Genomic DNA, 24,612 nt, shown 5'->3' with positions numbered 1-24,612 from the left:
AGGATTCGGGGAAAGAGGAACGTCCTTGTGGCGGGGCCTGAGCAGCGGCCTTACACTCAGAACCTATGCGAACCCGGCCCTGGCCGGATCGTCAACGAGTTCTCTGACCACCACCGCTGCCATGGGTTCGCCATGTCGACTAACGATGTAGATGATCGCCGCGAATACTACCGTATCGACGATACGATCGCACTGGAATTCAACCAGCTGTCCGGTGCTGCGGCGCATTCCAGCGACGTGCTTCACGACTCATCGCCGCTGTTCAACTTGCTCAGCGACCTGCACCTGATGGACTTCGAGTCGCAGCACCTGCTGCGCCATATCAGCGAGCGCGACCGCACGCTGGCCAACTACCTCAAGGTGATCAACAAGCGCATCGACCTGCTCGGCCAGGCCATGGCGCAGAGCCTGCTGCGTGACATCGGCACGCCGCGACGGGTGTCTCTGTCCGAGGGCGGCATCAGTTTCAACAACCTGCAACCGGTAGCGCCGGGCAGCCACCTGGCCATCAAGATGGTGCTGATGCCCCAGGCACTCGGCCTGCTGCTGCGTGCGCAGGTGGTGCATTGCAGCGAGCGCGCGGACGGCCAATACGAGATCGGTACGGAGTTCGAAGCACTGACCGACGCCCAGCGCCAGCTGCTGGCCCGGCACATCCTGCAGAAACAGGCGCTGGAAAGGCGCCAGGCCCGCGAATGACCGTCACCCAAGGAAGCACCATGCGCCGTCTCGCCCTGCTGTTCGCCCTGCTCGCGCCCGGCGCCTTGCTCGCCGACACCCTGACCATCCCCGTCGGCAGCCAGGGCGCGGATATCGATGCAGCCAGCCTGCCGCACAAGGGCGAGTCGAAACGTGCGGTGCTCGAACGCTTCGGCCTGGCCGACGAAGAACATGCGCCCGTCGGCAAACCACCGATCACGCGCTGGGACTACCGCGACTTCAGCGTCTACTTCGAATACGACCACGTGATCGACAGCGTGCGTCATCATCAGCCACGCCAACCCGCCAAGGAGCAACAGTGACCCTCATTTACGGCCATCGCGGCGCCAAGGGCGAAGCCCCGGAAAATACCCTGGCCAGCTTCCAGCGTTGCCTGGAACATGGCGTCGATCGCTGCGAACTGGATCTGCACCTGTCTCGCGACGGCGAGTTGATGGTCATCCATGATCCGACCCTCAGGCGCACCACCGGCCTGCGCGGCAAGGTGGTCGAACATGCTGCCGCCGAACTGGAACGGTACGACGCGCGCAAGGGTGGCCCGGGCTGGGTGCGCCCCTGCCCCATTCCACGCCTGCAAACCCTGTTCGAACAGTGCGACTTCAAACACTGGCAACTGGAGGTCAAGAGCGCCTCGCGGGTTCGTGCGGCACGTACCGTGCTGGCCATCGCCGAGCTGGCCGAGCGTCACGGCCTGCAGGATCGCATCACCATCACCTCCAGCTCCCGCCAGGTGCTCAAGGCCGCCCGCGAACTGACGCCGCACCTGCAACTCGGGCTGGTGGCCGAATACGCCTGGCTCGACCCACTCAAGGTTGCCGCCCATTACCAGTGCCACCTGCTGGCATTGAACTGGACGCTGTGCACGCCGGAGCGTTTACTCAAGGCGCAGAAGCAAGGGCTGCATGTGTCGGTGTGGACCGTCAACGAGCCCGCGCTGATGCGCCGCCTGGCCGACTTCGGCGTCGACAGCATCATCAGTGATTTCCCCGGTCTGGCGGTACAGACGCTGCGCGGTTGAGGCAACCGACCCGACATGACATAGGGCGGCGGGTTGCACCCGCCCTACTCTTGCAGGCCGGGAACACGGCGCCAATTGCATCCCCAAGAACGAAAAAACCGGCGCAAGGCCGGTTTTGTCGTTACTGACGCCTGAAAAGCTAGAAACTCTCCCGATTCGGCCAGCGCCAGTCGGAAGCCGCTACCCAGCCAGACTCCCCGACCGGCTCAGGCCGCCGGCCGGTGCCGCTCAAAAAAGCCGGTTGAGGCCGTCGAACGCCGCCACTCGATAGGCCTCGGCCATGGTCGGGTAGTTGAAGGTGGTGTTGATGAAGTACTTGACCGTGTTGGCCTCGCCCTTCTGGTTCATGATCGCCTGGCCGATGTGGACGATCTCCGACGCCTGATAGCCGAAGCAGTGCACACCGAGCACTTCCAGGGTTTCGCGGTGGAAGAGGATCTTCAGCATGCCCACCGGCTCCACCGAGATCTGCGCACGGGCCATGCCCTTGAAGAAGGCTTTGCCCACTTCGTAGGGGATCTTGGCCTGAGTCAGCTCACGCTCGTTCTTGCCGATCGAGCTGATCTCGGGAATGGTGTAGATACCGGTCGGCACGTCGTCGACGAAGCGCCAGCTACCGTTGTCGACGATGCTGCCAGCCGCCGAACGGCCCTGGTCGGAGGCGGCACTGGCCAGGCTCGGCCAGCCGATCACGTCGCCAGCGGCGTAGATGTTGCTGACCTCGGTACGATAGAACTCGTCCACCTGGATCTGGCCACGGCTGTTGACCGCAATACCGATGTTCTCCAAGCCCAGCTTGTCGGTATTACCGGTACGACCGTTACACCACAGCAGCGCATCGGCCTTGATCTTCTTGCCCGACTTGAGGTGCAGGATCACCCCGTTCTCCACCCCTTCGATGCGCTCGTAGTCCTCGTTGTGACGGATCAGCACATTGTTGTTGCGCAGGTGGTAGCTGAGCGCATCGGAGATTTCGTCGTCGAGGAAGCTGAGCAACTGGTCGCGGTTGTCAATCAGGTCGACCAGCACGCCCAGACCGCTGAAGATCGAGGCGTATTCGCAGCCGATCACGCCGGCTCCGTAGATGATCAGGCGACGCGGCGTGTGACCGAGGCTGAGGATGGTGTCGCTATCGTAGATACGCGGGTGGTTGAAATCGATATCGGCGGGGCGGTAAGGGCGCGAGCCGGTAGCGATGACGACCTGCTTGGCCACGAGCTTTTCCACCACACCATTGAGGCAGACCACTTCGACGGTCTGCTCGTCGGCGAAACTGGCGGTACCGAAGTAGGTGTCGATGCGGTTACGCGCGTAGTAACCGGTGCGCGAGGTGACTTGCTTGGCGATCACCTTCTCGGCGCTTTTCAGCACATCGGGGAAGGAAAACCAGCGCGGCTCACCGATCTGGCGGAACATCGGGTTGGTGTTGAACTGCATGATCTGCCGCACCGAGTGGCGCAGCGCCTTGGACGGAATGGTGCCGAGGTGGGTGCAGTTACCGCCGACCAGCGGGCGGTTGTCGACAACCGCCACCTTGCGCCCGGCCTTGGCCGCGTTCATCGCCGCGCCCTCGCCCGCCGGGCCGGAGCCCAGCACCACTACGTCATAGTTGTAGACCGCCATGTTTACTCCTCAGATCAGGCCGGAGCGCTTGTGGCGCACCCTCGGCAGGGCCGGCCCAGGTTGGAGGGCCGGCTATCGTTCAATGCTTCGCTCGCACTCAGCGCTTGCTGGCGTCGTAAGCGAGGTCGGTACGCGGCGCTTCGTCCTTGTCGCGGTTCACCTCTTCGCACTTCTCGCGGCTACCGCCACAGATCGAGCATTCCTTTTCGATGCCCAGATTGGCGATGCCGCCGCAGGAACCGGCGATGGGCTTGCGCCCCATGATCACACCAATGGCCATCATGCCGACGACCAGCACCATGACCAGAAATACCACCACGAATGTCATTGCTCTTCTCCTGCAGCGAATAGCTGCTCGAATGCGCGCGTGCCCTGCGTGACGAAGCCCTTGCCTTCACGCGTGATGAAGAACGCGGCGATACCGTTGCGCTCGGCGAAGGCCATGCCGGCTTCGGGCCCGAGCACCATCAACAGAGTAGACAAGCCATCGGCGCGCAAGGTCGACCGATCGGCCACGGTGACAGCTGCCAGCTTGTGGCGAACCGGGCGCCCGGTCAACGCATCGAGCGTGTGCGAATAGCGCTCGCCATTCTCCTCGAAATAGTTGCGGTAATCACCTGAGGTGGAAATACCGTAGCCATCGAGCTGGAGAACTCGCTGGGCGACACGCTCATCGTCACGCGGCGCTTCAAGGCCGATGCGCCAGTGGCTGCCATCGGGCTTGAGACCGGCGGCCTTGAGCTCGCCCGTGGCCTCGACCAGGTAACTGGTGACGCCCAGCTCGCCCAGACGCGCGACGATGCGATCCACTGCGTAACCGGCGGCAATGCTGTTGAAATCGACCTGCACGTCGGCGTCCTTGCACAGCTGCTCGCCGTCGATGCGCAGATGCTGCTGACCGACACGCTGGCGCACCTCGGCCAGCTTCTCCTCGCTCGGCACCGCCTCGCCCTTGCCCCTGGGGCCAAAACCCCAGAGATCGAGCAGCGGCTCCAGGGTCAGGTCGAACGCACCCTGGCTTTCCTCGTGCAGGCGATCACCGGCACGCACCAGTTGCAGCACGCCCTCGGGCATGGCCTGACAGGTACCGGCTGGCGCCTGGTTGAACTGCTCGATCAGCGAATCGTCGCGGTAGGTGGACATCTGCTGGTCGATCTCGGCGAGGATCGCCTCGGTCGCCGCCTTCAGTTCGGTTTGCGGCGCGACGCCGTCGTTGCGCACGTATTTGATCGAATAGGTGCTGCCCATGGTCGGGCCGCCGAACTCTTCGATCCGTTCAGAATGCAAGCAGCCCGTTAGGGCTGCCGCCAGGGCGACAGCGATAACGGGCTGGAGTACAGCTGACTTCATGCTTAACCGCCGAAGTCGTCGAGGAGAATGTTCTCCGGCTCGACGCCCAGATCGGTCAGCATCTTGATCACCGCGGCGTTCATCATGGGCGGGCCGCACATGTAGAACTCGCAATCCTCAGGCGCCTTGTGGCTCTTGAGGTAGTTCTCGTACAGCACGTTGTGGATGAAGCCTTTCAGACCGGTCCAGTTGTCTTCCGGCTGCGGATCGGACAGCGCCAGATGCCACTGGAAGTTCGGGTTCTCGGCCTGCAGCTGATCGTATTCCTCGACGTAGAACGCCTCGCGCAGGGAGCGCGCGCCGTACCAGAAGCTGATCTTGCGCGTGGATTTCAGGCGCTTGAGCTGGTCGAAGATGTGCGAACGCATCGGCGCCATGCCGGCACCACCGCCGATGAAGACCATCTCGGCATCGGTGTCCTTGGCGAAGAACTCACCGAACGGCCCGTACACGGTGACCTTGTCGCCCGGCTTGAGGCTGAACACCCAGGACGACATCTTGCCCGGCGGCAGGTGATCCTTGCCCGGGGGCGGCGAAGCGATACGGATGTTGAACTTCACCAGGCCGCGCTCTTCCGGGTAGTTGGCCATGGAGTAGGCGCGGATGGTGGTTTCATCCACCGTCGACACGTACTTCCACTGGTTGAACTTGTCCCAGTCACCCCGGTATTCGGGCTGAATGTCGAAGTCCTTGTAGTGCACGGTGTGCGGTGGGCATTCGAGCTGCACGTAGCCACCGGCGCGGAAGTTGACGTTCTCGCCTTCCGGCAGTTTCAGCGTCAGTTCCTTGATGAAGGTGGCCACGTTCGGGTTGGACTCGACCGTGCATTCCCACTTCTTCACGCCGAAGACTTCTTCGGGGACTTCGATCTTCATGTCCTGCTTGACCGCGGTCTGGCAGGACAGACGCCAGCCTTCACGGGCTTCGCGCTTGGTGAAGTGCGACTCTTCGGTGGAGAGCATCTCGCCGCCGCCACTTTCCACGATGCACTTGCACTGGGCGCAGGTACCGCCGCCACCGCAGGCCGAGGACAGGAAGACGTTGTTCGCAGCCAGGGTTTGCAGCAGCTTGCCGCCGGCCGGTACCACGATGGTTTTTTCGCCGTTGATCTCGATGCTCACGTCACCGCTGGAAACCAGCTTGGCGCGGGCGGCGAGAATCATCACCACCAGCGCCAGGACGATGGCGGTGAACATGCCGATGGCGAGGAAGATTTCGTAATTCATCTGTTCATCCTTTCCTTACAGCTGCACGCCGGAGAAGGACATGAAGCCCAGCGACATCAGACCGATGGTGATGAAGGTGATGCCCAGACCCTGCAGGCCGGCCGGCACGTCGCTGTACTTGAGCTTCTCGCGGATGCCCGCCAGCGCAGCGATGGCCAGTGCCCAGGACAGACCCGAGCCGAAGCCGTACACGGTACTTTCCGCCAGGTTGTAGTCACGCTCGACCATGAACAGGGTGCCACCCATGATGGCGCAGTTCACGGTGATCAGCGGCAGGAACACACCCAGGGCGTTGTAGAGCGCCGGGACGTACTTATCCAGCAGCATCTCGAGGATCTGCACGATGGCGGCGATCACGCCGATGTAGCTGAGCAGACCGAGGAAGCTCAGATCCACGTTCGGCAGACCGGCCCAGGCCAGCGCGCCGTCCTTGAGCAGATAGGTGTAGATCAGGTTGTTGGCCGGAACGGTGATGACCTGAACCACGACCACGGCGATACCCAGACCGATCGCAGTCTCCACCTTCTTGGAGATGGCGATGAAGGTGCACATGCCGAGGAAGAAGGCCAGGGCCATGTTCTCGACGAACACCGCCTTGGCCAGCAGGCTGAGATAGTGCTCCATTAGTAGGCCTCCTTGTTGGACACCTGAGGCGCCATCTTGTAGCTGGGCTTCTCGACCTGATCCTTCTTCCAGCTACGCAGTGCCCAGATGAACAGACCGATCAGGAAGAACGCGGACGGTGGCAGCAGCAGCATGCCATTGGGCTGGTACCAGCCGCCGTCGTTGACCACCGAGAACACCTCGTAGCCCATCAGCTTGCCCGCGCCGAACAGCTCGCGGATCACGCCCAGGGCGACCAGCATGGCGCTGTAGCCGAGGCCGTTACCGATGCCGTCGAAGAACGACAGTACCGGCGGATTCTGCATGGCAAACGCTTCGGCACGACCCATCACGATGCAGTTGGTGATGATCAGACCGACGAACACCGACAGCTGCTTGGACAGACTGAAGGCGTAGGCCTTGAGCACCTGATCCACCACGATCACCAAGGACGCGATGATCACCATCTGCACGATCATGCGGATGGAGCTGGGGATCTGGCTGCGAATCATCGAGATGAACAGGTTGGAGAAGGCCGTTACCAGAGTCAGGGCAACGGACATCACCAGCGCGGTCTTCAGGTTCGACGTCACCGCCAGGGCCGAGCAGATCCCGAGGATCTGCAGGCCAATCGGGTTGTTGTTGAATACCGGGTTGAGCAGGACTTCTTTGATAGTCGGCTGCGACATGATCAGGCCTCCCCTGCACGCAGGTTAGCGATAAACGGACCGAAGCCGTTCTGGCCAAGCCAGAACTGCAGCAGGTGACTGACACCGTTGCTGGTCAGGGTCGCGCCAGCCAGGGCATCGACCTGATGCGCAGCTTGCGGACTTTGCGGATCGACACCGCCTTTGACCACTTTCACCGCCAGTTTGCCGTTCTCGTCGAACAGCGTCTTGCCTGGCCATTGGCCCTTCCATTTCGGATTGTCGACTTCACCACCGAGGCCCGGCGTCTCGCCGTGCTGGTAGAAGCCCATGCCGACCACGGTATTGAGGTCGCCCTTGACGGCGATGAAGCCGTACAGGGTCGACCACAGGCCGTAGCCGCGCACCGGCAGAATCAGGGTTTGCACCTGACCGTCCTTCTCCACCATGTAAACGGTGCTGTAGTGCTCCTGACGCTTGATACCCGCCACGTCTTCACTGCCCTTGAGAACGGTGGAGAGCTTCGGATCCTTCGCCGCCTTGAGCGGATCGAAGGTCAGCGGGTCGAACGCATCGGAGAATTTACCGGTGCGCAGATCCACCAGCTTGGCGGTGATGGTGCTGTCGAAAATTTCTTTCACCTTGGCCGAGGACATGCCCGGCTCACCCAGGCCGGCGATGGCCAGGATGCTGCGTTGCTTGTCCAGCAGGCGGTTTTCCACCTGGGTCGGCTTCAGGGCGATGGCCGCGCCGGCCACGAACACCGAGCACACCAGGCAGACCAGCAGGGCTACCGTGAGGGTGCGGACGGTGGATTCTTTTTGACTAGACATTACGTGCCAGCCTCCGCTTGATATTGGCCTGAACGACGAAGTGGTCGATCAGCGGTGCGAACAGGTTGGCGAGCAGAATCGCCAGCATCATGCCCTCGGGGAAGGCCGGGTTGACCACACGGATCAGCACGACCATCACGCCGATCAGGGCACCGAATATCCATTTGCCGGTGTTGGTCATGGAAGCCGATACCGGATCGGTGGCCATGAAGAACATGCCGAAGGCGAAGCCGCCCACCACCAGATGCCAGTACCAGGGCATGGCGAACATCGGGTTGGTGTTCGAGCCAATGGTGTTGAACAGCAGGGACAGGCCGATCATGCCCAGCATCACGCCGGCGACGATGCGCCAGGAAGCGATGCGAGTCATCAGCAGGATCAGACCGCCGATGGCAATGGCCAGGGTGCTGGTTTCGCCCAAGGAGCCGTGAATGGTGCCGACGAAGGCGTCCATCCAGGTCACGCCATGGTTGATCACGTTCTCGACGCCGCCGGATGCCGCCAGGCTCAGCGAAGTCGCGCCGGCAAAACCGTCGACAGCCGTCCACACCGCGTCACCCGACATCTGCGCCGGATAGGCGAAGAACAGGAAGGCACGGCCGGTCAGCGCCGGGTTGAGGAAGTTCTTGCCGGTACCGCCGAACACTTCCTTGCCGATCACCACGCCGAAGCTGATGCCCAGAGCCACCTGCCACAGCGGAATGCTCGGCGGCAGGATCAGGGCGAACAGCACGGAGGTGACGAAGAAGCCTTCGTTGACTTCGTGACGACGGATCGAGGCGAACAGCACTTCCCAGAAGCCGCCGACGATGAAGGTCACCGCGTAGACAGGCAGGAAGTAGGCCGCGCCCTGGATGAAGTTGTCCCACAGGCTGTTCGGATCGAAGCCGGCCAGCGAGCCGATCAGGGCGAAGCGCCAGCCTTCTTGCGCCGCCAGCAGATCAGGGCTGTTGGCGAAGATCAGGTTGGCCTGGTAGCCGGTGTTCCACATGCCGAAGAACATGGCCGGGAAGGTGCACAGCCACACGGTGATCATCATGCGCTTGAGGTCAATGCCGTCGCGCACGTGAGCGGTGGTCTTGGTCACGCTACCAGGGCGATAGAAGAAGGTGTCGATCGCCTCGTACAAGGCGTACCACTTCTCGTACTTGCCGCCCTTCTCGAAGTTGTGCTCGATTTTATCGAGGAATGCACGGATACCCATGAGTTAACCCTCCTTCTCGATGCGGGTGAGGTTATCCCGCAGGATCGGGCCATATTCATATTTGCCGGCACAGACGTAGGTGCACAGCGCCAGGTCTTCTTCGTCGAGTTCCAGGCAACCCAGTTTCTGGGCCATCTCGGTGTCACCGACGATCAGGTAGCGCAGGAGTTGAGTCGGCAGGATGTCCAGTGGCATCACTGCTTCGTAGTTCCCCACCGGCACCATGGCACGCGGGCTGCCGTTGGTGGTGGTGGTGAAGTTGAACAGCTTGCCGCTGGTCAGCTTGGACACGAAGATGTTGAGCACCGAGTGTTTGTTAACCCCGGCACGCAGGTAATGCATCATTTCGCGGTCGTTGCCCTCACTCAGGCAAGACACCTGATTGTGGTAACGGCCGAGGAAAGCGAACGCACCACGCGCCGTACGGCCACCGAAGACCGAACCGGAAATGACGCGATTGACGCCCGGTTTGAGCTCACCGGCGGTGAGTTCTTCCAGGCTGGCGCCCAGGCGGGTGCGCAGCAGACGCGGCTGCTCAGCCACGGGGCCACCCAGCGCGACGACGCGCTCGACGAACAGTTGGCCGGTGGTGAACAGCTTGCCCACGGCGATCACGTCCTGATAGCCGATCTGCCAAACGCTCTTGCTGGCGCTGACCGGATCGAGGAAATGAATGTGGGTGCCCGGCAGGCCGGCCGGATGCGGACCGGCAAAGGCTTCGCTCTGTACCTTGGCGAGTTTCTCGCCTGGCAGGCTGACGCCTTCGGCCTTGCATAGGAAGACCTTGGCCAGTTGCCCGAGGACTTTCAGACCGTTTTCGAAATCAGTGGCATGTTCAGCGATGATCACCGCAGGATCCGCAGCGAGCGGATGGGTATCGATGGCGGTAACGAAGATCGAACTGGGTACGGCGTCAATGGCCGGCACCTTGCTGAACGGACGGGTGCGCAAGGCAGTCCAGAGACCGGACTGCTGCAGGCTCTCGCGAACCTGGGCATCACTCAGCGATTCGAGCTGGTCGGCTGAGTACTGGGCGAAGGTCTCCTGCTCGTCGCCATCGATGTCGATGACCACGGACTGCAACACACGCTTCTCGCCGCGATGGATGGCGCTGATCACGCCGGCAGCCGGAGCGGTATAACGCACGCCAGGTGTTTTCTTGTCGGTGAACAGCAGTTGACCGAGTTTCACTCGATCGCCCACTTCCACTTCCATCGTCGGCTTCATCCCGTGATAGTCGAAGCCGATGACGGCGACGCTGCGTACGGGCCTGCCGGCCTCGATACGCTGTGTCGGCGCACCTGTTATGGGCAAATCAAGCCCATGCTTTAGTTTGATCATAGGTCTGCCTAACCACTGATTTAGAAAGCTTCTTATAGGACAGGGGTTGCACTCGAAAACCCAATAGGGCCACCCACGCCTGCGCATTGCGAGCATGAATGTAGGTGCATAACCTGGGTAAAAAACCGCTCAATTATAGAGATGCCCCCCTGCACTGACCACCCAAGCACTTGTTTTTTTGGCGCTTCGGTAACAGTCAGCAACAGACTTGCGCCCCGCCATGAGCCGCCAGAAAAGAAAAACGGGAGCCTGAGCTCCCGTTTTTCATACTGGCCGCTGATCAGCGCGGAAAGGCAGGCGGGTTGACCCCGGCCATGTCTTCCATCACGCGAACCACCTGGCAGCTGTAACCGAATTCGTTGTCGTACCAGACGTACAGAACTACACGGTTATCGTTGGCGATGGTGGCCTCGGCGTCGACCACACCGGCGTGGCGCGAACCGACGAAGTCGGTGGACACCACTTCCTGCGAGCTGACGAAATCGATCTGCTTCTGCAGATCCGAGTGCATGGCCATCTGGCGCAGGTACTCGTTGATCTCTTCGCGGCTGGTGGCCTTTTCCAGGTTCAGGTTGAGGATGGCCATGGACACGTTCGGCGTCGGCACACGAATGGCATTGCCGGTCAGTTTGCCCTTGAGCACCGGCAGCGCCTTGGCGGCTGCGGTGGCGGCGCCAGTCTCGGTAATGACCATGTTCAGCGCGGCGCTACGACCACGACGACTGCCTTTGTGGAAGTTGTCGATCAGGTTCTGGTCGTTGGTGTACGAGTGAACGGTCTCGACGTGACCATTGACGATGCCGTACTTGTCGTTGACCGCCTTGAGCACCGGCACGATGGCGTTGGTGGTGCAGGAAGCTGCGGAGATGATCTTGTCTTCCGGGCTGATCTCGCCATGGTTGATGCCATGCACGATGTTCTTCAGCGCGCCCTTGCCCGGAGCGGTCAGCACGACGCGATCCACGCCCGGGCACTTGAGGTGCTGGCCCAGGCCTTCGGCGTCACGCCATTTGCCGGTGTTGTCGACCAGCAGGGCGTTCTTGATGCCGTACTGGGTGTAGTCGATCGACGCCGGGTCGTTGGAGTAGATCACCTGGATCAGATTGCCATTGGCAGTGATGGTGTTGTGCTCTTCGTCGATGGTGATGGTGCCATCGAACTTGCCATGCACCGAGTCACGACGCAGCAGGCTGGCGCGCTTGACCAGGTCGTTGTCGGCGCCCTTGCGCACAACAACGGCACGCAGACGCAGGCCGTCGCCGCCACCGGTCTTCTCGATCAGGATGCGCGCCAACAGGCGGCCGATACGGCCGAAACCGTAGAGCACCACGTCAGTACCTTCACGCGCCGAACCATTCTGCTTGCCAACCACATCGGCCAGCTCGTCCTTGACGAACTGCTCGACGCTGCGACCAGCACCTTCGGCCTTGAACTTGGCGACCAACTTGCCCAGGTCGACGGACGCCGCACCGAGCTTCAGTTCGCTCATGGTCTTGAGCATCGGGAAGGTGTCGTGCACGGACAGCTCGGCCTCGTCGGCCAGGCGGTGACGCGCGAAGCGATGGGCCTTGAGAATGTCGATGACCGAACGATTGATCAGGCCACGGCCATAGATCGAGGTCACCACATTGTTGTTGCGGTAGAGCTGACCAATCAGCGGAATCATTGCTTCCGCGAGGGCTTCACGATCGATCCATTCACCGAGACACTGGTCGGGCTTCTGAGTCACGGGCAGTACCTTCCACATGTAGGGGCTGAAAAAAGGGGCTACATTATGACGGTGCGCGCGAGCATGAGCAATGCGCGCCTGTCGCGACTGACATTGACCACCAAGCCCCGCTACAATTCCGGGCCTTTCGTCATGATCGTGAGCCGCCTGTGTCCGCAACGACCGCGTCCGTACTCAGACTCCCTTCCCTGCCATCCAGCGCCGGCAAGCAACAATGGGGCAACCTGCCTGGTGCGGCGATCTCGCTGGCCATCGCCGAAGCTGCCAGAGACGCCAGGCGCTTCACCCTGGTGCTGACCGAGGGCAGCCAAAGCGCCGAGCGCCTGCAGGAGGAGCTGGCTTTCTTCGCGCCCAACCTGCCGGTGCTGCACTTCCCCGATTGGGAAACCCTGCCCTACGACGTCTTTTCGCCGCACCAGGACATCATTTCCCAGCGTATCGCCACGCTCTATCGCCTGCCGGAGCTGGCCAACGGCATTCTGGTAGTTCCCATCACCACCGCCCTACACCGCCTGGCGCCGAAGCGCTTTTTGCTCGGCAGTGGCCTGGTGCTGGATGTCGGCCAGAAGCTGGATGTGGAACAGATGCGTGCACGCCTGGAGGCGGCCGGCTATCGCTGCGTGGACACCGTCTACGAGCATGGCGAGTTCGCCGTGCGCGGTGCGCTGATCGACCTGTTCCCGATGGGCAGCGACACGCCCTACCGCATCGACCTGTTCGATGACGAGATCGAAACCCTGCGCACCTTTGACCCGGAAACCCAGCGCTCGGTGGACAAGGTGGAGTCGATCCGTCTGCTGCCGGCACGCGAGTTCCCCCTGGAGAAGAAGGCCGTCACCGATTTCCGTGGGCGTTTTCGCGAGCGCTTCGACGTGGATTTCCGCCGCTGCCCGATCTATCAGGACTTGTCCTCGGGTATCACCCCGGCCGGCATCGAGTACTACCTGCCGCTGTTTTTCGAGGAAACCGGCACCCTGTTCGACTACCTGCCGAGCGACACCCAGGTATTTTCCCTGCCCGGCATCGAAAAGGCCGCCGAGCAGTTCTGGCTGGATGCGCGCAACCGTTATGAAGACCGCCGCGTCGACCCCGAGCGCCCCCTGCTGCCGCCTGCCGATATCTTCCTCCCGGTCGAGGACTGTTTCGCCCGCCTGAAGAGCTGGCCGCGTGTGGTGGTCAACCAGGCGGATATCGAACCCGGCGTCGGCCAGACCCGCTTCGACGCGCGCGCCCTGCCGGATCTGGCGATCCAGGCCAAGGCAGGCGAACCGCTGGCGGCACTGCGCCGCTTCATCGAGGACTACCAGGGCCGCGTGCTGTTCTGTGCGGAATCCGCCGGTCGCCGCGAAGTGCTGCTGGAACTGCTCGCCCGCCTCAAGCTCAAGCCGAAGGAAGTCGACGGCTGGCCGGCGTTCGTCGACAGCGACGAACGCCTGAACATCTGCATCGCGCCCCTGGATGAGGGCCTGCTGCTCGACGAACTGGCACTGATCCCGGAAAACCCGCTGTTCGGCCGGCGCGTGATGCAGCGTCGTCGCCGCGAGAAAGGCCGTGAAGGCGGCGACAATGTGATCAAGAACCTCACCGAGCTGCGCGAAGGCGCGCCGGTGGTGCATATCGATCACGGCGTCGGTCGTTATCTGGGCCTGGTGACCATGGAATTCGACGGCCAGGCCGCCGAGTTCCTCGCCCTGCAGTACGCCGACGAGGCCAAGCTCTACGTGCCGGTAGCCAGCCTGCACCTGATCGCCCGCTACAGCGGCAGCGACGATGCCCTGGCGCCGCTGCACCGCCTCGGCTCGGAAGTCTGGCAGAAGGCCAAGCGCAAGGCCGCCGAGCAGGTGCGCGACGTCGCCGCCGAACTGCTCGATATCTACGCCCGCCGCGCCGCCCGCGAAGGCTTCGCCTTTCAGGATCCGGCCGTTGACTACGCCACCTTCAGCGCCGGCTTTCCCTTCGAGGAAACGCCGGATCAACAGACCGCCATCGACGCCGTACGCAGCGACATGCTCGCCGGCAAGCCGATGGATCGCCTGGTCTGTGGCGACGTCGGCTTCGGCAAGACCGAGGTGGCCATGCGCGCCGCCTTCATCGCCGTGCACAGCGGCAAGCAGGTGGCGGTGCTGGTGCCCACCACCCTGCTCGCCCAGCAGCACTACAACAGCTTCCGCGACCGCTTCGCCGACTGGCCGGTGAAGGTCGAGGTGATGAGCCGCTTCAAGAGCGCCAAGGAAGTCGAAGGCGCCGTGGCGCAACTAGCCGACGGCAAGGTGGACATCGTCATCGGCACGCACAAGCTGCTGCAGGACGATGTGAAATTCCACAACCTGGGCCTGGTGATCATCGACGAGGAACACCGTTTCGGCGTGCGTCAGAAGGAGCAGCTCAAGGCATTGCGCAGCGAGGTGGACATCCTCACCCTCACCGCCACGCCCATCCCGCGCACCCTGAACATGGCCGTGGCCGGCATGCGCGATCTATCGATCATCGCCACGCCACCGGCGCGGCGCCTGTCGGTGCGCACCTTCGTCATGGAGGAGAACAAGCCGACCATCAAGGAAGCGCTGCTGCGCGAACTGCTGCGCGGCGGCCAGGTGTACTACCTGCACAACGACGTGAAAACCATCGAGAAATGCGCCGCCGATCTGGCCGAGCTGGTGCCGGAAGCACGTATCGGCGTGGGCCACGGGCAGATGCGCGAGCGCGATCTCGAACAGGTAATGAGCGACTTCTACCACAAGCGCTTCAACGTGCTGGTGGCCTCGACCATCATCGAGACCGGCATCGACGTGCCCAGCGCCAACACCATCATCATCGAGCGCGCCGACAAGTTCGGCCTGGCCCAGTTGCACCAGCTACGGGGCCGCGTTGGCCGCAGCCACCACCAGGCCTACGCCTACCTGCTCACGCCGCCGCGCAAGAGCATGACCGAAGACGCCCAGAAGCGTCTGGAGGCGATTGCCGGCGCGCAGGATCTCGGCGCCGGCTTCATCCTCGCCACCCACGACCTGGAAATCCGTGGCGCCGGCGAGCTGCTCGGCGATGGTCAGAGCGGGCAGATCCAGGCTGTCGGTTTCACCCTGTACATGGAAATGCTCGAGCGCGCGGTCAAGGCCATTCAGAAAGGCGAGCAGCCCAACCTCGACCAACCGCTGGGCGGCGGCCCGGAGATCAACCTGCGCGTACCGGCGCTGATCCCCGAGGACTACCTGCCCGACGTGCATGCCCGCCTGATCCTCTACAAGCGCATCGCCTCGGCCATCGACGAGGATGGCCTGAAAGAGCTGCAGGTGGAGATGATCGACCGCTTCGGCCTGCTGCCGGAGCCGACCAAGCACCTGATGCGCCTGACGCTGCTCAAGCTGCAAGCGGAAAAGCTCGGCATCACCAAGGTCGACGCCGGCCCGCAAGGCGGCCGCATCGAGTTCGCCGCGGAAACCTGCGTCGACCCACTGACGTTGATCAAGCTGATTCAGGCCCAACCGAAACGCTACAAATTCGAAGGCGCCACTGTCTTCAAGATCCAGGTACCGATGGAGCGTGCGGAAGAGCGTTTCAACACCCTGGAAGCCCTGTTCGAGCGCCTTGCGCCCACTCACTAGAAGGACTCCTCAATGCGCCCACTGCACCTGATTGCCCTGCTGCTCTGCCTGCTCGCCCCAAGCGCCTTCGCCGAACGCCTGTACCAGGTGGAATTGCTGGTGTTCCGCCAACCGGGTGAAGCGGTGATCGCGCCCAAGATCGCCCCGGACGACTGGGCCGCCACCGCACTGCCCATCAGCGGTAACGAGCGCGCCACCGCACTGAATGACGAAGCCGCCAAGCTCAACCCGAACAATGGCTATCAGGTATTGCTGCACAAGGCCTGGAGCCAGACCATGAGCAACGCGCCCAGCCGCGTCGCCGTGAGCAGCGGCAATGGGCAATTCGGCCACTACCCGATCGAAGGCACACTCAACTTCGTTCAGGATCGTTTCACCGATCTGGATCTGGAACTGTGGATCAACCACTTCAGCGCCGATGGTCTGCTGCAGACCAGCGAACACATGAAGGTCGCTCAGCGCCTGAAGGACGGCAGCCTGACCTACCTCGATCACGGCAGCCTGGGCGCGCTGATTCGCATCAGCCCGCTCTGAGCGCATCATCCGACGCATGAAAAGGGCCGCTCAGCGGCCCTTTTCATTTGCTCAACCAAGCAACACCCGCGTCAGCACCGACCTGATCGTGCTCATGCCCTGCGCCAGAACCTGCTCGATGGCTTCCATGGTGATCGGCGCACTCGACTTGCCCGCAGCAGGGTTCACCACCAACGCCAGACAGGCGTAAGGCAGCTCCAACTCTCGCGCCAGAGCTGCTTCCGGCATGCCGGTCATGCCCACCAGATCGCAACCATCACGCTCCAGGCGCAGAATCTCGGCAGCCGTCTCCAGCCGCGGCCCCTGCGTGCAGCCATAGATGCCGTGATCACTGAATGCGGCCCCTTCGCTGCGTAAAGCCGCGATCAGTGCCGCACGCAGCCTGGCATCGTAAGGTTCGCTGAAATCGATATGAGTGACCTGCTGCAACTCGCCTTCGAAGAAGGTTTGGGCACGGCCATAGGTGTAATCGATGATCTGCTGCGGCACGCAGAAATGCCCGGCCGGCATCGCCTGGGGAATGCCACCGACCGAGTTGACCGCGAGAATGGCCTCGGCGCCGGCCTGCTTGAGCGCCCAGAGATTGGCACGGTAATTGACCTGATGCGGCGGGATACGATGCGGATGGCCGTGGCGCGCCAGAAACAGCACCGTACGCCCAGCATAATCGCCTCGCAGAACCGGCGCAGAGGGCGCCCCGTAAGGCGTCTCCATGACAAGCTCGGCGTCGATGCGCAGCCCGTCGAGCTGCGTCAGCCCGGTGCCGCCGATGATCGCGTAGACAGTCATGGCTTCTAATCCAGCAACTGCGCAGCGCGCAGCGCCGCCATAGCCTGCGACCAACGCGGCGACGCTCGGTAATCAGTGGAGGCATGCCCATGGCCGCGCATCCGCGCCAGGCGCGGCGATGCTTTCACCTGCAGGCGCTGCAGAGCGACCAGGGCCACCTCTGCCGCAGCACGGTCATTGCACACCAGCCCCATATCGCAGCCAGCACGCAGCGCCGCCTCGATACGCTGACCGGCATCACCGGCCACATGGGCCCCTGCCATCGACAGATCATCACTGAAGATCACCCCATCGAAGCCCAGCTCACCGCGCAGGATCTCCTGCAGCCAGCGGCGCGAGAACCCTGCCGGCTGCTCATCGACCTGCGGATAGATCACGTGAGCCGGCATCACCGCATCCAGCGCAGCACCAAGCAGGCGGAACGGCTGCAGGTCGCAGGCGCGCAGCTCATCGAGGCTGCGTTCGTCCACAGGAATGGCCACGTGGGAATCGGCCTCGGCCCAACCATGCCCCGGAAAGTGCTTGCCGGTAGCCGCCATGCCGGCCTGATGCATACCCCGAATGAAGGCCCCGGCCAGATGGGCGGCGCGTTGTGGATCACCTTCGAAGGCCCGACTGCCGACCACCGCACTGCGCTGGTGATCGAGGTCGAGCACCGGCGCGAAGCTCAGATCCAGCCCGACCGCCAGCACTTCGGTAGCCATCAGCCAACCACAATGCTCGGCCAACGACTCGGCATCGTCGTTATCGGCGATGGCACGCATCGCCGGCAAGCGCACGAAGCCCTGACGCAGGCGCTGGACACGACCACCTTCCTGATCCACCGCCAGCAACAGATCCGGGCGCACGGCACGGATGCTCTGGCACAGCTCACGCACCTGGCGTGGCGACTCGATATTACGGGCAAAGATGATCAGGCCGCCCACCTCGGGCTGGCGCAGCATCTGGCGATCCTCGGCGCTCAACCAGGTGCCGCCGATGTCCATCATCAAAGAACCTTGCATGGGGATATTCCTTATTGAAAATCTGGGCCTGCCGACCATTGCGGGCAGGACGCCTCGTCGATCAGCACCCGGCAATGCAGCGGTACACGCTCGAACAGGGCCAACATGTCGGTATTGCGCAGGCGAATGCAGCCATGGGACAGCGCCGTGCCCATGGGTTCCGTATCCGGTGTGCCGTGCAGGTAAATGTAGCGACGAAAGGTGTCGACCGAACCGAGGCGATTGCGCCCTGGCTCCAGGCCGCTGAGCCAGAGGATGCGAGTCAGGATCCAGTCGCGCCCGGGGAATTGTTCATGCAACTCGGGCGTCCAGACTTCGCCCGTCCAGCGCCGCCCGCGCAGTACCGCCGCCAAGGGCAAGCCCGCACCGATACGCGCACGCACCTGATGCAGACCGCGCGGCGTGCAACCACTGCCATTGTCCTCACCCGCTCCGTTGAGCGCCGTTGAAACGGCACAGCGCACACGCAGACGCCCGGCCTGTAGGCCGTAGAGCATCTGGTCAGCAATGGAGATGTGCAGCAGATCGAGATCCAGCATGCGGCTAGCTTAGCGGATGACTCGGGTCGAGCCCACCGCTGTCATGCCTTGGCCGGTACGCTCACGGTCTTGTTGCGCGGTTTGAGCTGGGCAGTTGCCAGCAAGGGATCGGCGACACCGGAATCGGCACGCATACCGGCAGCGAGGAACGGCACCATCATGCGCATCACCTGTTCGATGGAGGTGTGCACGCCGAAATCCGTTTCCGCCATGGCACGTAGCGCCTTGATACCGGACATGCTGAACGCCGCCGCCCCCAACATGAAGTGCACCCGCCAGAACAGTTCCAGCGGCGGGATACGCGGCGCGGCATCGTGCACCAGCAGCATGTAGCGGCGGAACACCTTGCCGTAAACCTCTTCGAGGTATTTACGCAGGTGCCCCTGGCTCTGACTGAAGGCCAGGCCCAGCAAACGCATGAAGATCGACAGGTCATTCCCGCTGCGCGGCTTGACGGCCAGCGCCTGCTCGACCAGCAACTCGAGCAGTTCCTCGAGTGTGGCCTGGGTTTCGGCCTTGGCCTGGCGGCGGTCCAGTTCCTTTTCCAGGCTGGTGCAGAATGGCCCGAGGAAACGCGAGAAGACCGCCTGAATCAGCGCCTTCTTAGAACCGAAGTGATAGTTGACGGCCGCGAGGTTGACCCCGGCCTTGCTGGTGATGAGCCGCAGCGAGGTTTCGGCAAAGCCCTTTTCCGCGAACAGCTGTTCTGCTGCATCGAGAATGCGTTCAACGGTTTCTGACTGAGCCATGAAATATCACCTGACAAACACTCGTTTGAAACATACGTTTCAGCCCACTGCATTGTCAAGCCGCGCCGGCCAGGTTTCGTCTGGTCGGTCACAGCATACAACAGGCAGAGACGAGCGTTGAGGACGGCAAGTTACAGCGCAACTGCGCCCAGGATGAAATTGATCGTTGCCAAGCAGCCTTCACTGTATATAATCCCAGTCACTGTATAAAAAGACAGAGCCCAGCCATGCTGAAACTGACCCCCCGCCAAGCCGAAATCCTCGCATTCATCAAGCGCTGCCTGGAAGACAATGGCTACCCACCTACCCGCGCGGAAATCGCTCAGGAGCTGGGCTTCAAATCACCCAACGCGGCAGAGGAACACCTCAAGGCGTTGGCACGTAAAGGCGCCATCGAGATGACGCCAGGTGCCTCGCGCGGCATTCGCATCCCCGGCTTCGAACCAGGCGCCGCCAACGACGACGATGGTTTGCCGGTAATCGGCCGTGTCGCTGCCGGTGCGCCGATCCTGGCCCAGCAGCATGTCGAGGAATCCTGCCAGATCAACCCTGCCTTCTTTCAGCCCAAAGCCGACTACCTGTTGCGCGTACGCGGCATGAGCATGAAGGACATCGGCATCTTCGACGGCGATCTGCTTGCCGTGCACACCACACGCGAAGCCCGCAACGGCCAGATCGTGGTCGCGCGTATCGACGACGAAGTCACGGTCAAGCGCTTCAAGCGCGAGGGCAACAAGGTCTGGCTGATTGCCGAGAACCCTGAGTTTTCCCCGATCGAGGTCGATCTGGAACATCAGGAATTGATCATCGAAGGTCTGAGTGTCGGCGTGATCCGCCGATAATTCCCTGGAGGCTCCCATGCAGTTGCAGCAGTCGTTCGAGCGCCCTCAACTTCCCCTGTTCGACGCATTTCTGGCCAATGCGCCTGCCGACGGACTGCCTGTCGAGCCCCTGCCAGGCCTGGAAGATGATCAGGCTTTCAGTGAATTGGCACTGCGCGGCGCTGCCGGGCATTGTCTGCACCTGCTGGCGCCCATATTGCGTGAACTGAGTCAGAATCAGGATGCTCGCTGGCTGACACTGGTAGCACCACCGGCCAGCCTGACCCAGACCTGGCTGCGTGATGCCGGCCTCAACCGTGAACGCATCCTGCTGCTGCAGCCACGCCAGGAGCAGAGTGCGCTGGAGCTGACCGAAGAAGCCCTCAGACTGGGTCGCAGCCACACCGTGATCAGTTGGCTACATCCGGTCGAACGCAGTACTCGCCAACGCCTGGCCAAGGCAGCGCGAACCGGCCAAGCGCAGAGCCTCAACATCAGCCTGGGCTAACCAGCGAAGTCCCCACCTGCTGGAGCGGCTTCAGCCGCGAAATGGACGAGCACCCTCCGCCCATTTCGCGGACAAAGCGAAACCTCTACATATCGCGAGTGAATGCGCTCCTGCAGAGCGGCCGCGCCCTCAAAGCATACTCAGAAAACGCGAAAGCCCCTCATAGTAGAGGGGCTTTCGCTATTACTTGCAGCCTGCAGCGTGTGACCTGCGGCTAATATTCAGTGCAAGACGCGCGGTGACTCTTCGTCCTCGCTGCTGAAGTCGCCTTCAGCCATACGCCCCGCCATCTGCACACCCACGTTGAGCATGGCCTTGGCCACTTCGACGTGCTGGCCTTGCAGGAATGCCTTGGCATCAGCGGAGAAATCCAGCGTCACCAATGCCTCTTCATCCTCTGCACGACGCAGGGCGATACGCCCATCGGGCAGTTCGACGATTTCCAGAAAGGATGTAGGCATGGGTCAGTCTCTTTGCGAAAACGCGATATTGTAACAGTCGGCCGGGGACAGCCCCAGCCCACTTGTCCAGATTAATGCGATCAGCACTCGCTGAGGCCTTCACGAAAGCGCAATACCAGTGCCTTGAGCTGCTGCCGGTAGTCATCCAGCTCGTCCAGTGTCAGCTCGGGGCGCACCTGATCCAGACTCACCGCCGTGATCAGTGGCATGGCGGGGTCGACCTTCGCCTTGCGCGCCTCCTGAGGCGGCTTGAACAACTCGGCGTAGGCCGCCAGCAACTGCGCTAGCCAGGTCTCCGATTGCTGCGCCAGCTCCACCAGCTCGGCCAGTTCAGGGCTCGGAGAACGCTCGAGCACGGTCTGATCGAGGAAAGCATCGACACGCGTCGACGTGGTGTCGGCCATGCGGTAGTAGCCAGCGATCTCATGGCACAGGCTCAGCACACTGCCGTACAGATGGAACAACGCCGCCTCACGCTCGGCCTGTACCAGCGCCTGCACGTTGAAGGCGCCAGAGGCTTCTGCCTTGCGCCAGTTGTCCAGCGCGATCCCGGCGAAGAATATCTTCTGGTTGGTGCGGGTATAGAGTTCTTTGGCCATTACGGCGATCTCCATTGCAGATGGAGCCATCATACGCGCGCCGACGACTGTCGGCGCGCGCATGCGATCAGAAGCGGCAGAGGTTCAGCGCTTGTCCTCGACCTTCCACTTGCCGCCATCGAAGAACGCACGCCAGCCGGTCGGCTTGCCATCCACTTCGGATTGCACGTACTGCTCCTTGGTCTTGCGGCTATAGCGAATCACGGCCGGGCGGCCATCCGGATCCTTCTGCGGAGCATCGCAGAGGAAGTGGTACTTGGGATCGATCTCGTGCTTGTGCGGAACGATTTCCAGCACCAGCGGAGCGCGCGTCTCACGGTTCTTCGGGAAACCGCTGGCGGCGAGGAACAGACCCGACGCGCCGTCGCGCAGTACGTAAGTGTCATCGACCTTCTCGCACTTGAGCTCAGGCATCTCCACCTTGTCCATCTTGGGAGGCGCAGCTTCACCATTCTTCAACAGCTTGCGGGTGTTCTTGCAACTGGCATTGGTGCAGCCGAAGAACTTGCCGAAACGACCGGTCTTGAGCTGCATCTCGCTGCCGCACTTGTCGCACTCCAGGCTCGGCCCTTCGTAGCCCTTGATGCGGTACTGGCCCTGCTCGATCTCGTAGCCCGTGCAATCCGGGTTGTTGCCGCAGATGTGCAGCTTGCGGGTTTCGTCCAGCAGGTAGGCATCCATGGCCGTGGAGCAGATCGGGCAACGATGCTTGCCCAGCAGCACGCGGGACTCGGACTCGCCCTCGTCGTCCGCGGCGATCTCGTCGCCCGGCACCAGGTTGATGGTGGCCTTGCAGCGCTCCTTAGGCGGTAGCGCATAGCCGGAGCAACCCAGGAACACGCCGGTGGAGGCGGTACGAATCATCATCGGCCGGCCGCAGTCGCGGCAGGGAATATCGGTCAGGGTCGGCTGGTTGGCACGCATGCCGCCCTCGCCTGCCTCGGCCGCCTCGAGCTTCTTCTTGAAGTCGCCGTAGAACTCGTCGAGCAGATGCTTCCACTCGCGCTCGCCCTGCGCCACGTCATCCAGACGCTCTTCCATGCCAGCCGTGAAACCATAATCCATCAGGTTGGCGAAGCTCTCGTCGAGGCGCTCGGTGACGATATCGCCCATCTTCTCGGCGTAGAAGCGACGGTTGTGTACCGTGACGTAGCCGCGATCCTGAATAGTGGAGATGATCGCCGCATAGGTCGACGGGCGGCCAATGCCACGCTTTTCCAGCTCCTTGACCAGGCTCGCTTCGGAGTAGCGTGCCGGCGGCTTGGTGAAGTGCTGGCTGGGGTCGAGCTGGATCAGCTTGAGGCCCTCGCCTTCCTTCATTTCCGGCAGGACATCGTCCTCGCCGGGCTTGCTCTGCTGCGGCAGTACGCGGGTATAACCGTCGAACTTGAGGATGCGGCCCTTGGCGCGCAGCTCGAAGTTGCCGGCAGCCACGGTGACGCTGGTGGACAGGTACTCGGCCGGAGGCATCTGGCAAGCGACGAACTGACGCCAGATCAGGTCATACAGACGCTCGGCATCACGCTCCATACCGGAGAGCTGGGTCGGGCGCAGGTTGACGTCGGACGGACGAATCGCTTCGTGCGCCTCCTGCGCGCCTTCCTTGCTCGAATACAGGTTGGGCTTGCCCGGCAGGTACTTGTCGCCGTATTCGCTGCCGATGAAACCACGCACCATCTCCACCGCGTCGTTGGACAGGTTGGTCGAGTCGGTACGCATATAGGTGATGTAGCCGGCCTCGTAGAGACGCTGGGCCATCATCATGGTTTTCTTCACGCCGAAGCCAAGACGGTTGCTCGCCGCCTGCTGCAGGGTGGAGGTGATGAAAGGCGCCGAGGGCTTGCTGCTGGTCGGGCGGTCTTCACGCTTGACCACGCTGTAGCTGGAAGCCTTGAGCTTCTCCAGCGCCGCCATGGCCTGCGCTTCGTTGACCGGCTTGAACGCCGAGCCGTCTTCGCGAACGACTTCGAAGCGCACCTTGGCGTTCTTCGCAGTGCCGAGATCAGCGTGCACTTCCCAGTATTCTTCCGGGACGAAGGCACGAATTTCTTTTTCACGCGCAACGACCAGCTTCACCGCTACCGACTGCACGCGACCGGCAGACAGACCACGGGCGATCTTGGCCCACAGCAGCGGCGAGACCATGTAGCCCACCACGCGGTCGAGGAAGCGACGCGCCTGCTGGGCGTTGACGCGGTTGATATCCAGCTCACCGGGCTTGGAGAAGGCATCCTGAATCGCCTTCTTGGTGATCTCGTTGAATACCACGCGCTTGTAGCGGCTGTCGTCACCACCGATGGACTCGCGCAGGTGCCAGGCGATGGCCTCCCCCTCGCGATCCAAGTCGGTTGCGAGATAGATGGTGTCAGCATCCTTGGCCAGGCGGCGCAGTTCCTCGATCACCTTTTCCTTGCCAGGCAGGATCTCGTACTTGGCCTTCCAACCATGCTCGGGGTCGACGCCCATGCGGGCGAACAGCTGACGTTTGGCCTTTTCCTTGGGCGACAGTGCAGGCGCCTCCGCGGCGGCCTTGCCACGCTTGGCAGGCTCCTTGGTGGCGCTTGCCGAGCCGCTGGTAGGCAGGTCACGGATGTGGCCGATGCTCGACTTCACCACGTACTGGCTGCCCAGGTACTTGTTGATGGTCTTGGCCTTGGCCGGGGATTCCACGATGACCAGCGATTTGCCCATGGATCAGAAAATTCCTGAATT

Annotated in this window: 24 protein-coding genes; 7 read left to right on the top strand and 17 right to left on the bottom strand. The window is 62.3% G+C overall.

What is annotated here, in order from left to right:
- The first annotated feature begins 132 nt into the window (after positions 1 to 132).
- The 3 genes from ACODS1_RS02915 to ACODS1_RS02905 are packed head-to-tail and all read left to right on the top strand — an operon-like array spanning position 133 to position 1,738.
- Complete coding sequence (locus ACODS1_RS02915; RefSeq protein WP_489084454.1) at positions 133 to 699, top strand: PilZ domain-containing protein; 567 nt, start codon at positions 133 to 135, stop codon at positions 697 to 699.
- A 20-nt stretch (positions 700 to 719) separates the two neighbouring features.
- A complete protein-coding gene (locus ACODS1_RS02910) occupies positions 720 to 1,022 on the top strand; it encodes a phosphodiesterase (RefSeq protein WP_489084453.1) in 303 nt (100 codons plus the stop codon).
- A complete protein-coding gene (locus tag ACODS1_RS02905) occupies positions 1,019 to 1,738 on the top strand; it encodes a glycerophosphodiester phosphodiesterase (protein WP_489084452.1) in 720 nt (239 codons plus the stop codon). The genes ACODS1_RS02910 and ACODS1_RS02905 overlap by 4 nt, the downstream gene beginning before the upstream one ends.
- 228 nt (positions 1,739 to 1,966) lie before the next feature.
- Here the strand turns inward: ACODS1_RS02905 and sthA are convergent, their stop codons facing one another.
- From sthA to ACODS1_RS02855, 10 genes are all read right to left on the bottom strand, one after another.
- Positions 1,967 to 3,361: a Si-specific NAD(P)(+) transhydrogenase gene (sthA, locus tag ACODS1_RS02900; protein WP_489084451.1), complete on the bottom strand. Its 1,395-nt coding sequence runs from the start codon at positions 3,359 to 3,361 to the stop codon at positions 1,967 to 1,969.
- Positions 3,362 to 3,458: 97 nt separating this feature from the next.
- Positions 3,459 to 3,689: a (Na+)-NQR maturation NqrM gene (gene nqrM / locus ACODS1_RS02895; RefSeq protein ID WP_159972569.1), complete on the bottom strand. Its 231-nt coding sequence runs from the start codon at positions 3,687 to 3,689 to the stop codon at positions 3,459 to 3,461.
- On the bottom strand, positions 3,686 to 4,711 hold the full coding sequence (locus ACODS1_RS02890; RefSeq protein WP_489084450.1) for an FAD:protein FMN transferase: 1,026 nt from the start codon (positions 4,709 to 4,711) through the stop codon (positions 3,686 to 3,688). The genes nqrM and ACODS1_RS02890 overlap by 4 nt, the downstream gene beginning before the upstream one ends.
- Positions 4,712 to 4,713: 2 nt before the next feature.
- Positions 4,714 to 5,937, bottom strand: a complete 1,224-nt coding sequence (gene nqrF, locus ACODS1_RS02885; protein WP_322980719.1) for an NADH:ubiquinone reductase (Na(+)-transporting) subunit F — start codon at positions 5,935 to 5,937, stop codon at positions 4,714 to 4,716.
- Between the two features lie 15 nt (positions 5,938 to 5,952).
- The gene (gene nqrE, locus ACODS1_RS02880; protein WP_159972566.1) at positions 5,953 to 6,561 is read right to left on the bottom strand and encodes an NADH:ubiquinone reductase (Na(+)-transporting) subunit E; all 609 of its coding nucleotides are present in this window, start codon (positions 6,559 to 6,561) and stop codon (positions 5,953 to 5,955) included.
- Positions 6,561 to 7,235 carry an NADH:ubiquinone reductase (Na(+)-transporting) subunit D gene (locus tag ACODS1_RS02875; protein WP_322980841.1) on the bottom strand — a complete coding sequence of 225 codons (675 nt, stop codon included), beginning with the start codon at positions 7,233 to 7,235 and terminating at the stop codon, positions 6,561 to 6,563. The genes nqrE and ACODS1_RS02875 overlap by 1 nt, the downstream gene beginning before the upstream one ends.
- Positions 7,232 to 8,020 (bottom strand): Na(+)-translocating NADH-quinone reductase subunit C, encoded by a 789-nt coding sequence (locus tag ACODS1_RS02870; protein ID WP_322980720.1) that lies wholly within the window; start codon positions 8,018 to 8,020, stop codon positions 7,232 to 7,234. The genes ACODS1_RS02875 and ACODS1_RS02870 overlap by 4 nt, the downstream gene beginning before the upstream one ends.
- Positions 8,013 to 9,224, bottom strand: a complete 1,212-nt coding sequence (locus ACODS1_RS02865; RefSeq protein WP_489084449.1) for an NADH:ubiquinone reductase (Na(+)-transporting) subunit B — start codon at positions 9,222 to 9,224, stop codon at positions 8,013 to 8,015. Before ACODS1_RS02865 ends, ACODS1_RS02870 begins: the two co-directional genes overlap by 8 nt.
- Positions 9,225 to 9,227: 3 nt before the next feature.
- Positions 9,228 to 10,565, bottom strand: coding sequence for a Na(+)-translocating NADH-quinone reductase subunit A (locus ACODS1_RS02860; RefSeq protein ID WP_489084448.1), 1,338 nt, complete (start codon positions 10,563 to 10,565; stop codon positions 9,228 to 9,230).
- Positions 10,566 to 10,845: 280 nt separating this feature from the next.
- Positions 10,846 to 12,312 carry a glyceraldehyde-3-phosphate dehydrogenase gene (locus ACODS1_RS02855; protein ID WP_489084447.1) on the bottom strand — a complete coding sequence of 489 codons (1,467 nt, stop codon included), beginning with the start codon at positions 12,310 to 12,312 and terminating at the stop codon, positions 10,846 to 10,848.
- A gap of 131 nt (positions 12,313 to 12,443) precedes the next feature.
- On the opposite strand from ACODS1_RS02855, the gene mfd reads away from it, so the two are divergent.
- Entirely contained in the window at positions 12,444 to 15,896 is a 3,453-nt protein-coding gene (mfd, locus tag ACODS1_RS02850; protein ID WP_489084446.1) for a transcription-repair coupling factor, read from the top strand.
- A gap of 12 nt (positions 15,897 to 15,908) precedes the next feature.
- A complete protein-coding gene (locus tag ACODS1_RS02845; RefSeq protein ID WP_489084445.1) occupies positions 15,909 to 16,430 on the top strand; it encodes a CsiV family protein in 522 nt (173 codons plus the stop codon).
- A gap of 51 nt (positions 16,431 to 16,481) precedes the next feature.
- Here ACODS1_RS02845 and ACODS1_RS02840 read toward each other — a convergent pair whose 3' ends face one another.
- The 4 genes from ACODS1_RS02840 to ACODS1_RS02825 are packed head-to-tail and all read right to left on the bottom strand — an operon-like array spanning position 16,482 to position 19,511.
- Complete coding sequence (locus ACODS1_RS02840; protein ID WP_489084444.1) at positions 16,482 to 17,219, bottom strand: S-methyl-5'-thioinosine phosphorylase; 738 nt, start codon at positions 17,217 to 17,219, stop codon at positions 16,482 to 16,484.
- 5 nt (positions 17,220 to 17,224) lie between these two features.
- Positions 17,225 to 18,223, bottom strand: coding sequence for a beta-N-acetylhexosaminidase (gene nagZ, locus ACODS1_RS02835; protein WP_489084443.1), 999 nt, complete (start codon positions 18,221 to 18,223; stop codon positions 17,225 to 17,227).
- Positions 18,224 to 18,234: 11 nt separating this feature from the next.
- A complete protein-coding gene (locus ACODS1_RS02830) occupies positions 18,235 to 18,762 on the bottom strand; it encodes a L,D-transpeptidase family protein (RefSeq protein ID WP_489084442.1) in 528 nt (175 codons plus the stop codon).
- 41 nt (positions 18,763 to 18,803) lie between these two features.
- Positions 18,804 to 19,511: a TetR/AcrR family transcriptional regulator gene (locus ACODS1_RS02825; protein WP_489084441.1), complete on the bottom strand. Its 708-nt coding sequence runs from the start codon at positions 19,509 to 19,511 to the stop codon at positions 18,804 to 18,806.
- A gap of 227 nt (positions 19,512 to 19,738) precedes the next feature.
- Here ACODS1_RS02825 and lexA point away from each other — a divergent pair, with 227 nt between their 5' ends.
- Positions 19,739 to 20,353 (top strand): transcriptional repressor LexA, encoded by a 615-nt coding sequence (lexA, locus tag ACODS1_RS02820; RefSeq protein ID WP_159972554.1) that lies wholly within the window; start codon positions 19,739 to 19,741, stop codon positions 20,351 to 20,353.
- A gap of 16 nt (positions 20,354 to 20,369) precedes the next feature.
- A complete protein-coding gene (gene sulA, locus ACODS1_RS02815) occupies positions 20,370 to 20,840 on the top strand; it encodes an SOS-induced cell division inhibitor SulA (RefSeq protein ID WP_489084440.1) in 471 nt (156 codons plus the stop codon).
- Positions 20,841 to 21,061: 221 nt separating this feature from the next.
- On the opposite strand, the gene ACODS1_RS02810 is transcribed toward sulA, so the two are convergent.
- The 3 genes from ACODS1_RS02810 to topA all read right to left on the bottom strand — a co-directional run bounded on the left by ACODS1_RS02810 (position 21,062) and on the right by topA (position 24,591).
- Positions 21,062 to 21,301 carry a hypothetical protein gene (locus ACODS1_RS02810; protein WP_322980731.1) on the bottom strand — a complete coding sequence of 80 codons (240 nt, stop codon included), beginning with the start codon at positions 21,299 to 21,301 and terminating at the stop codon, positions 21,062 to 21,064.
- 80 nt (positions 21,302 to 21,381) lie between these two features.
- Positions 21,382 to 21,900, bottom strand: a complete 519-nt coding sequence (locus ACODS1_RS02805) for a DUF6586 family protein (protein ID WP_489084439.1) — start codon at positions 21,898 to 21,900, stop codon at positions 21,382 to 21,384.
- Between the two features lie 84 nt (positions 21,901 to 21,984).
- Positions 21,985 to 24,591, bottom strand: a complete 2,607-nt coding sequence (gene topA, locus ACODS1_RS02800) for a type I DNA topoisomerase (RefSeq protein ID WP_322980733.1) — start codon at positions 24,589 to 24,591, stop codon at positions 21,985 to 21,987.
- Positions 24,592 to 24,612: the final 21 nt, after the last annotated feature.

This window comes from Pseudomonas sp. FG29 (assembly GCF_057809355.1).
The sequence above is the reverse complement of the archived record's forward strand: the minus strand, read 5'-3'. Positions and strand labels throughout refer to the sequence as shown.

What these genes read in the sequence shown, in the direction of transcription:
- ACODS1_RS02915 (WP_489084454.1), top strand. Translation starts at nt 133, where the DNA reads ATGTCGACTAACGATGTAGATGATCGCCGCGAATACTACCGTATCGAC.
- ACODS1_RS02910 (WP_489084453.1), top strand. Translation starts at nt 720, where the DNA reads ATGCGCCGTCTCGCCCTGCTGTTCGCCCTGCTCGCGCCCGGCGCCTTG.
- sthA (WP_489084451.1), bottom strand. Translation starts at nt 3,361, where the DNA reads ATGGCGGTCTACAACTATGACGTAGTGGTGCTGGGCTCCGGCCCGGCG.
- nqrM (WP_159972569.1), bottom strand. Translation starts at nt 3,689, where the DNA reads ATGACATTCGTGGTGGTATTTCTGGTCATGGTGCTGGTCGTCGGCATG.
- ACODS1_RS02890 (WP_489084450.1), bottom strand. Translation starts at nt 4,711, where the DNA reads ATGAAGTCAGCTGTACTCCAGCCCGTTATCGCTGTCGCCCTGGCGGCA.
- nqrF (WP_322980719.1), bottom strand. Translation starts at nt 5,937, where the DNA reads ATGAATTACGAAATCTTCCTCGCCATCGGCATGTTCACCGCCATCGTC.
- nqrE (WP_159972566.1), bottom strand. Translation starts at nt 6,561, where the DNA reads ATGGAGCACTATCTCAGCCTGCTGGCCAAGGCGGTGTTCGTCGAGAAC.
- ACODS1_RS02870 (WP_322980720.1), bottom strand. Translation starts at nt 8,020, where the DNA reads ATGTCTAGTCAAAAAGAATCCACCGTCCGCACCCTCACGGTAGCCCTG.
- ACODS1_RS02865 (WP_489084449.1), bottom strand. Translation starts at nt 9,224, where the DNA reads ATGGGTATCCGTGCATTCCTCGATAAAATCGAGCACAACTTCGAGAAG.
- ACODS1_RS02860 (WP_489084448.1), bottom strand. Translation starts at nt 10,565, where the DNA reads ATGATCAAACTAAAGCATGGGCTTGATTTGCCCATAACAGGTGCGCCG.
- ACODS1_RS02855 (WP_489084447.1), bottom strand. Translation starts at nt 12,312, where the DNA reads ATGTGGAAGGTACTGCCCGTGACTCAGAAGCCCGACCAGTGTCTCGGT.
- ACODS1_RS02845 (WP_489084445.1), top strand. Translation starts at nt 15,909, where the DNA reads ATGCGCCCACTGCACCTGATTGCCCTGCTGCTCTGCCTGCTCGCCCCA.
- ACODS1_RS02840 (WP_489084444.1), bottom strand. Translation starts at nt 17,219, where the DNA reads ATGACTGTCTACGCGATCATCGGCGGCACCGGGCTGACGCAGCTCGAC.
- nagZ (WP_489084443.1), bottom strand. Translation starts at nt 18,223, where the DNA reads ATGCAAGGTTCTTTGATGATGGACATCGGCGGCACCTGGTTGAGCGCC.
- ACODS1_RS02830 (WP_489084442.1), bottom strand. Translation starts at nt 18,762, where the DNA reads ATGCTGGATCTCGATCTGCTGCACATCTCCATTGCTGACCAGATGCTC.
- ACODS1_RS02825 (WP_489084441.1), bottom strand. Translation starts at nt 19,511, where the DNA reads ATGGCTCAGTCAGAAACCGTTGAACGCATTCTCGATGCAGCAGAACAG.
- lexA (WP_159972554.1), top strand. Translation starts at nt 19,739, where the DNA reads ATGCTGAAACTGACCCCCCGCCAAGCCGAAATCCTCGCATTCATCAAG.
- sulA (WP_489084440.1), top strand. Translation starts at nt 20,370, where the DNA reads ATGCAGTTGCAGCAGTCGTTCGAGCGCCCTCAACTTCCCCTGTTCGAC.
- ACODS1_RS02810 (WP_322980731.1), bottom strand. Translation starts at nt 21,301, where the DNA reads ATGCCTACATCCTTTCTGGAAATCGTCGAACTGCCCGATGGGCGTATC.
- ACODS1_RS02805 (WP_489084439.1), bottom strand. Translation starts at nt 21,900, where the DNA reads ATGGCCAAAGAACTCTATACCCGCACCAACCAGAAGATATTCTTCGCC.
- topA (WP_322980733.1), bottom strand. Translation starts at nt 24,591, where the DNA reads ATGGGCAAATCGCTGGTCATCGTGGAATCCCCGGCCAAGGCCAAGACC.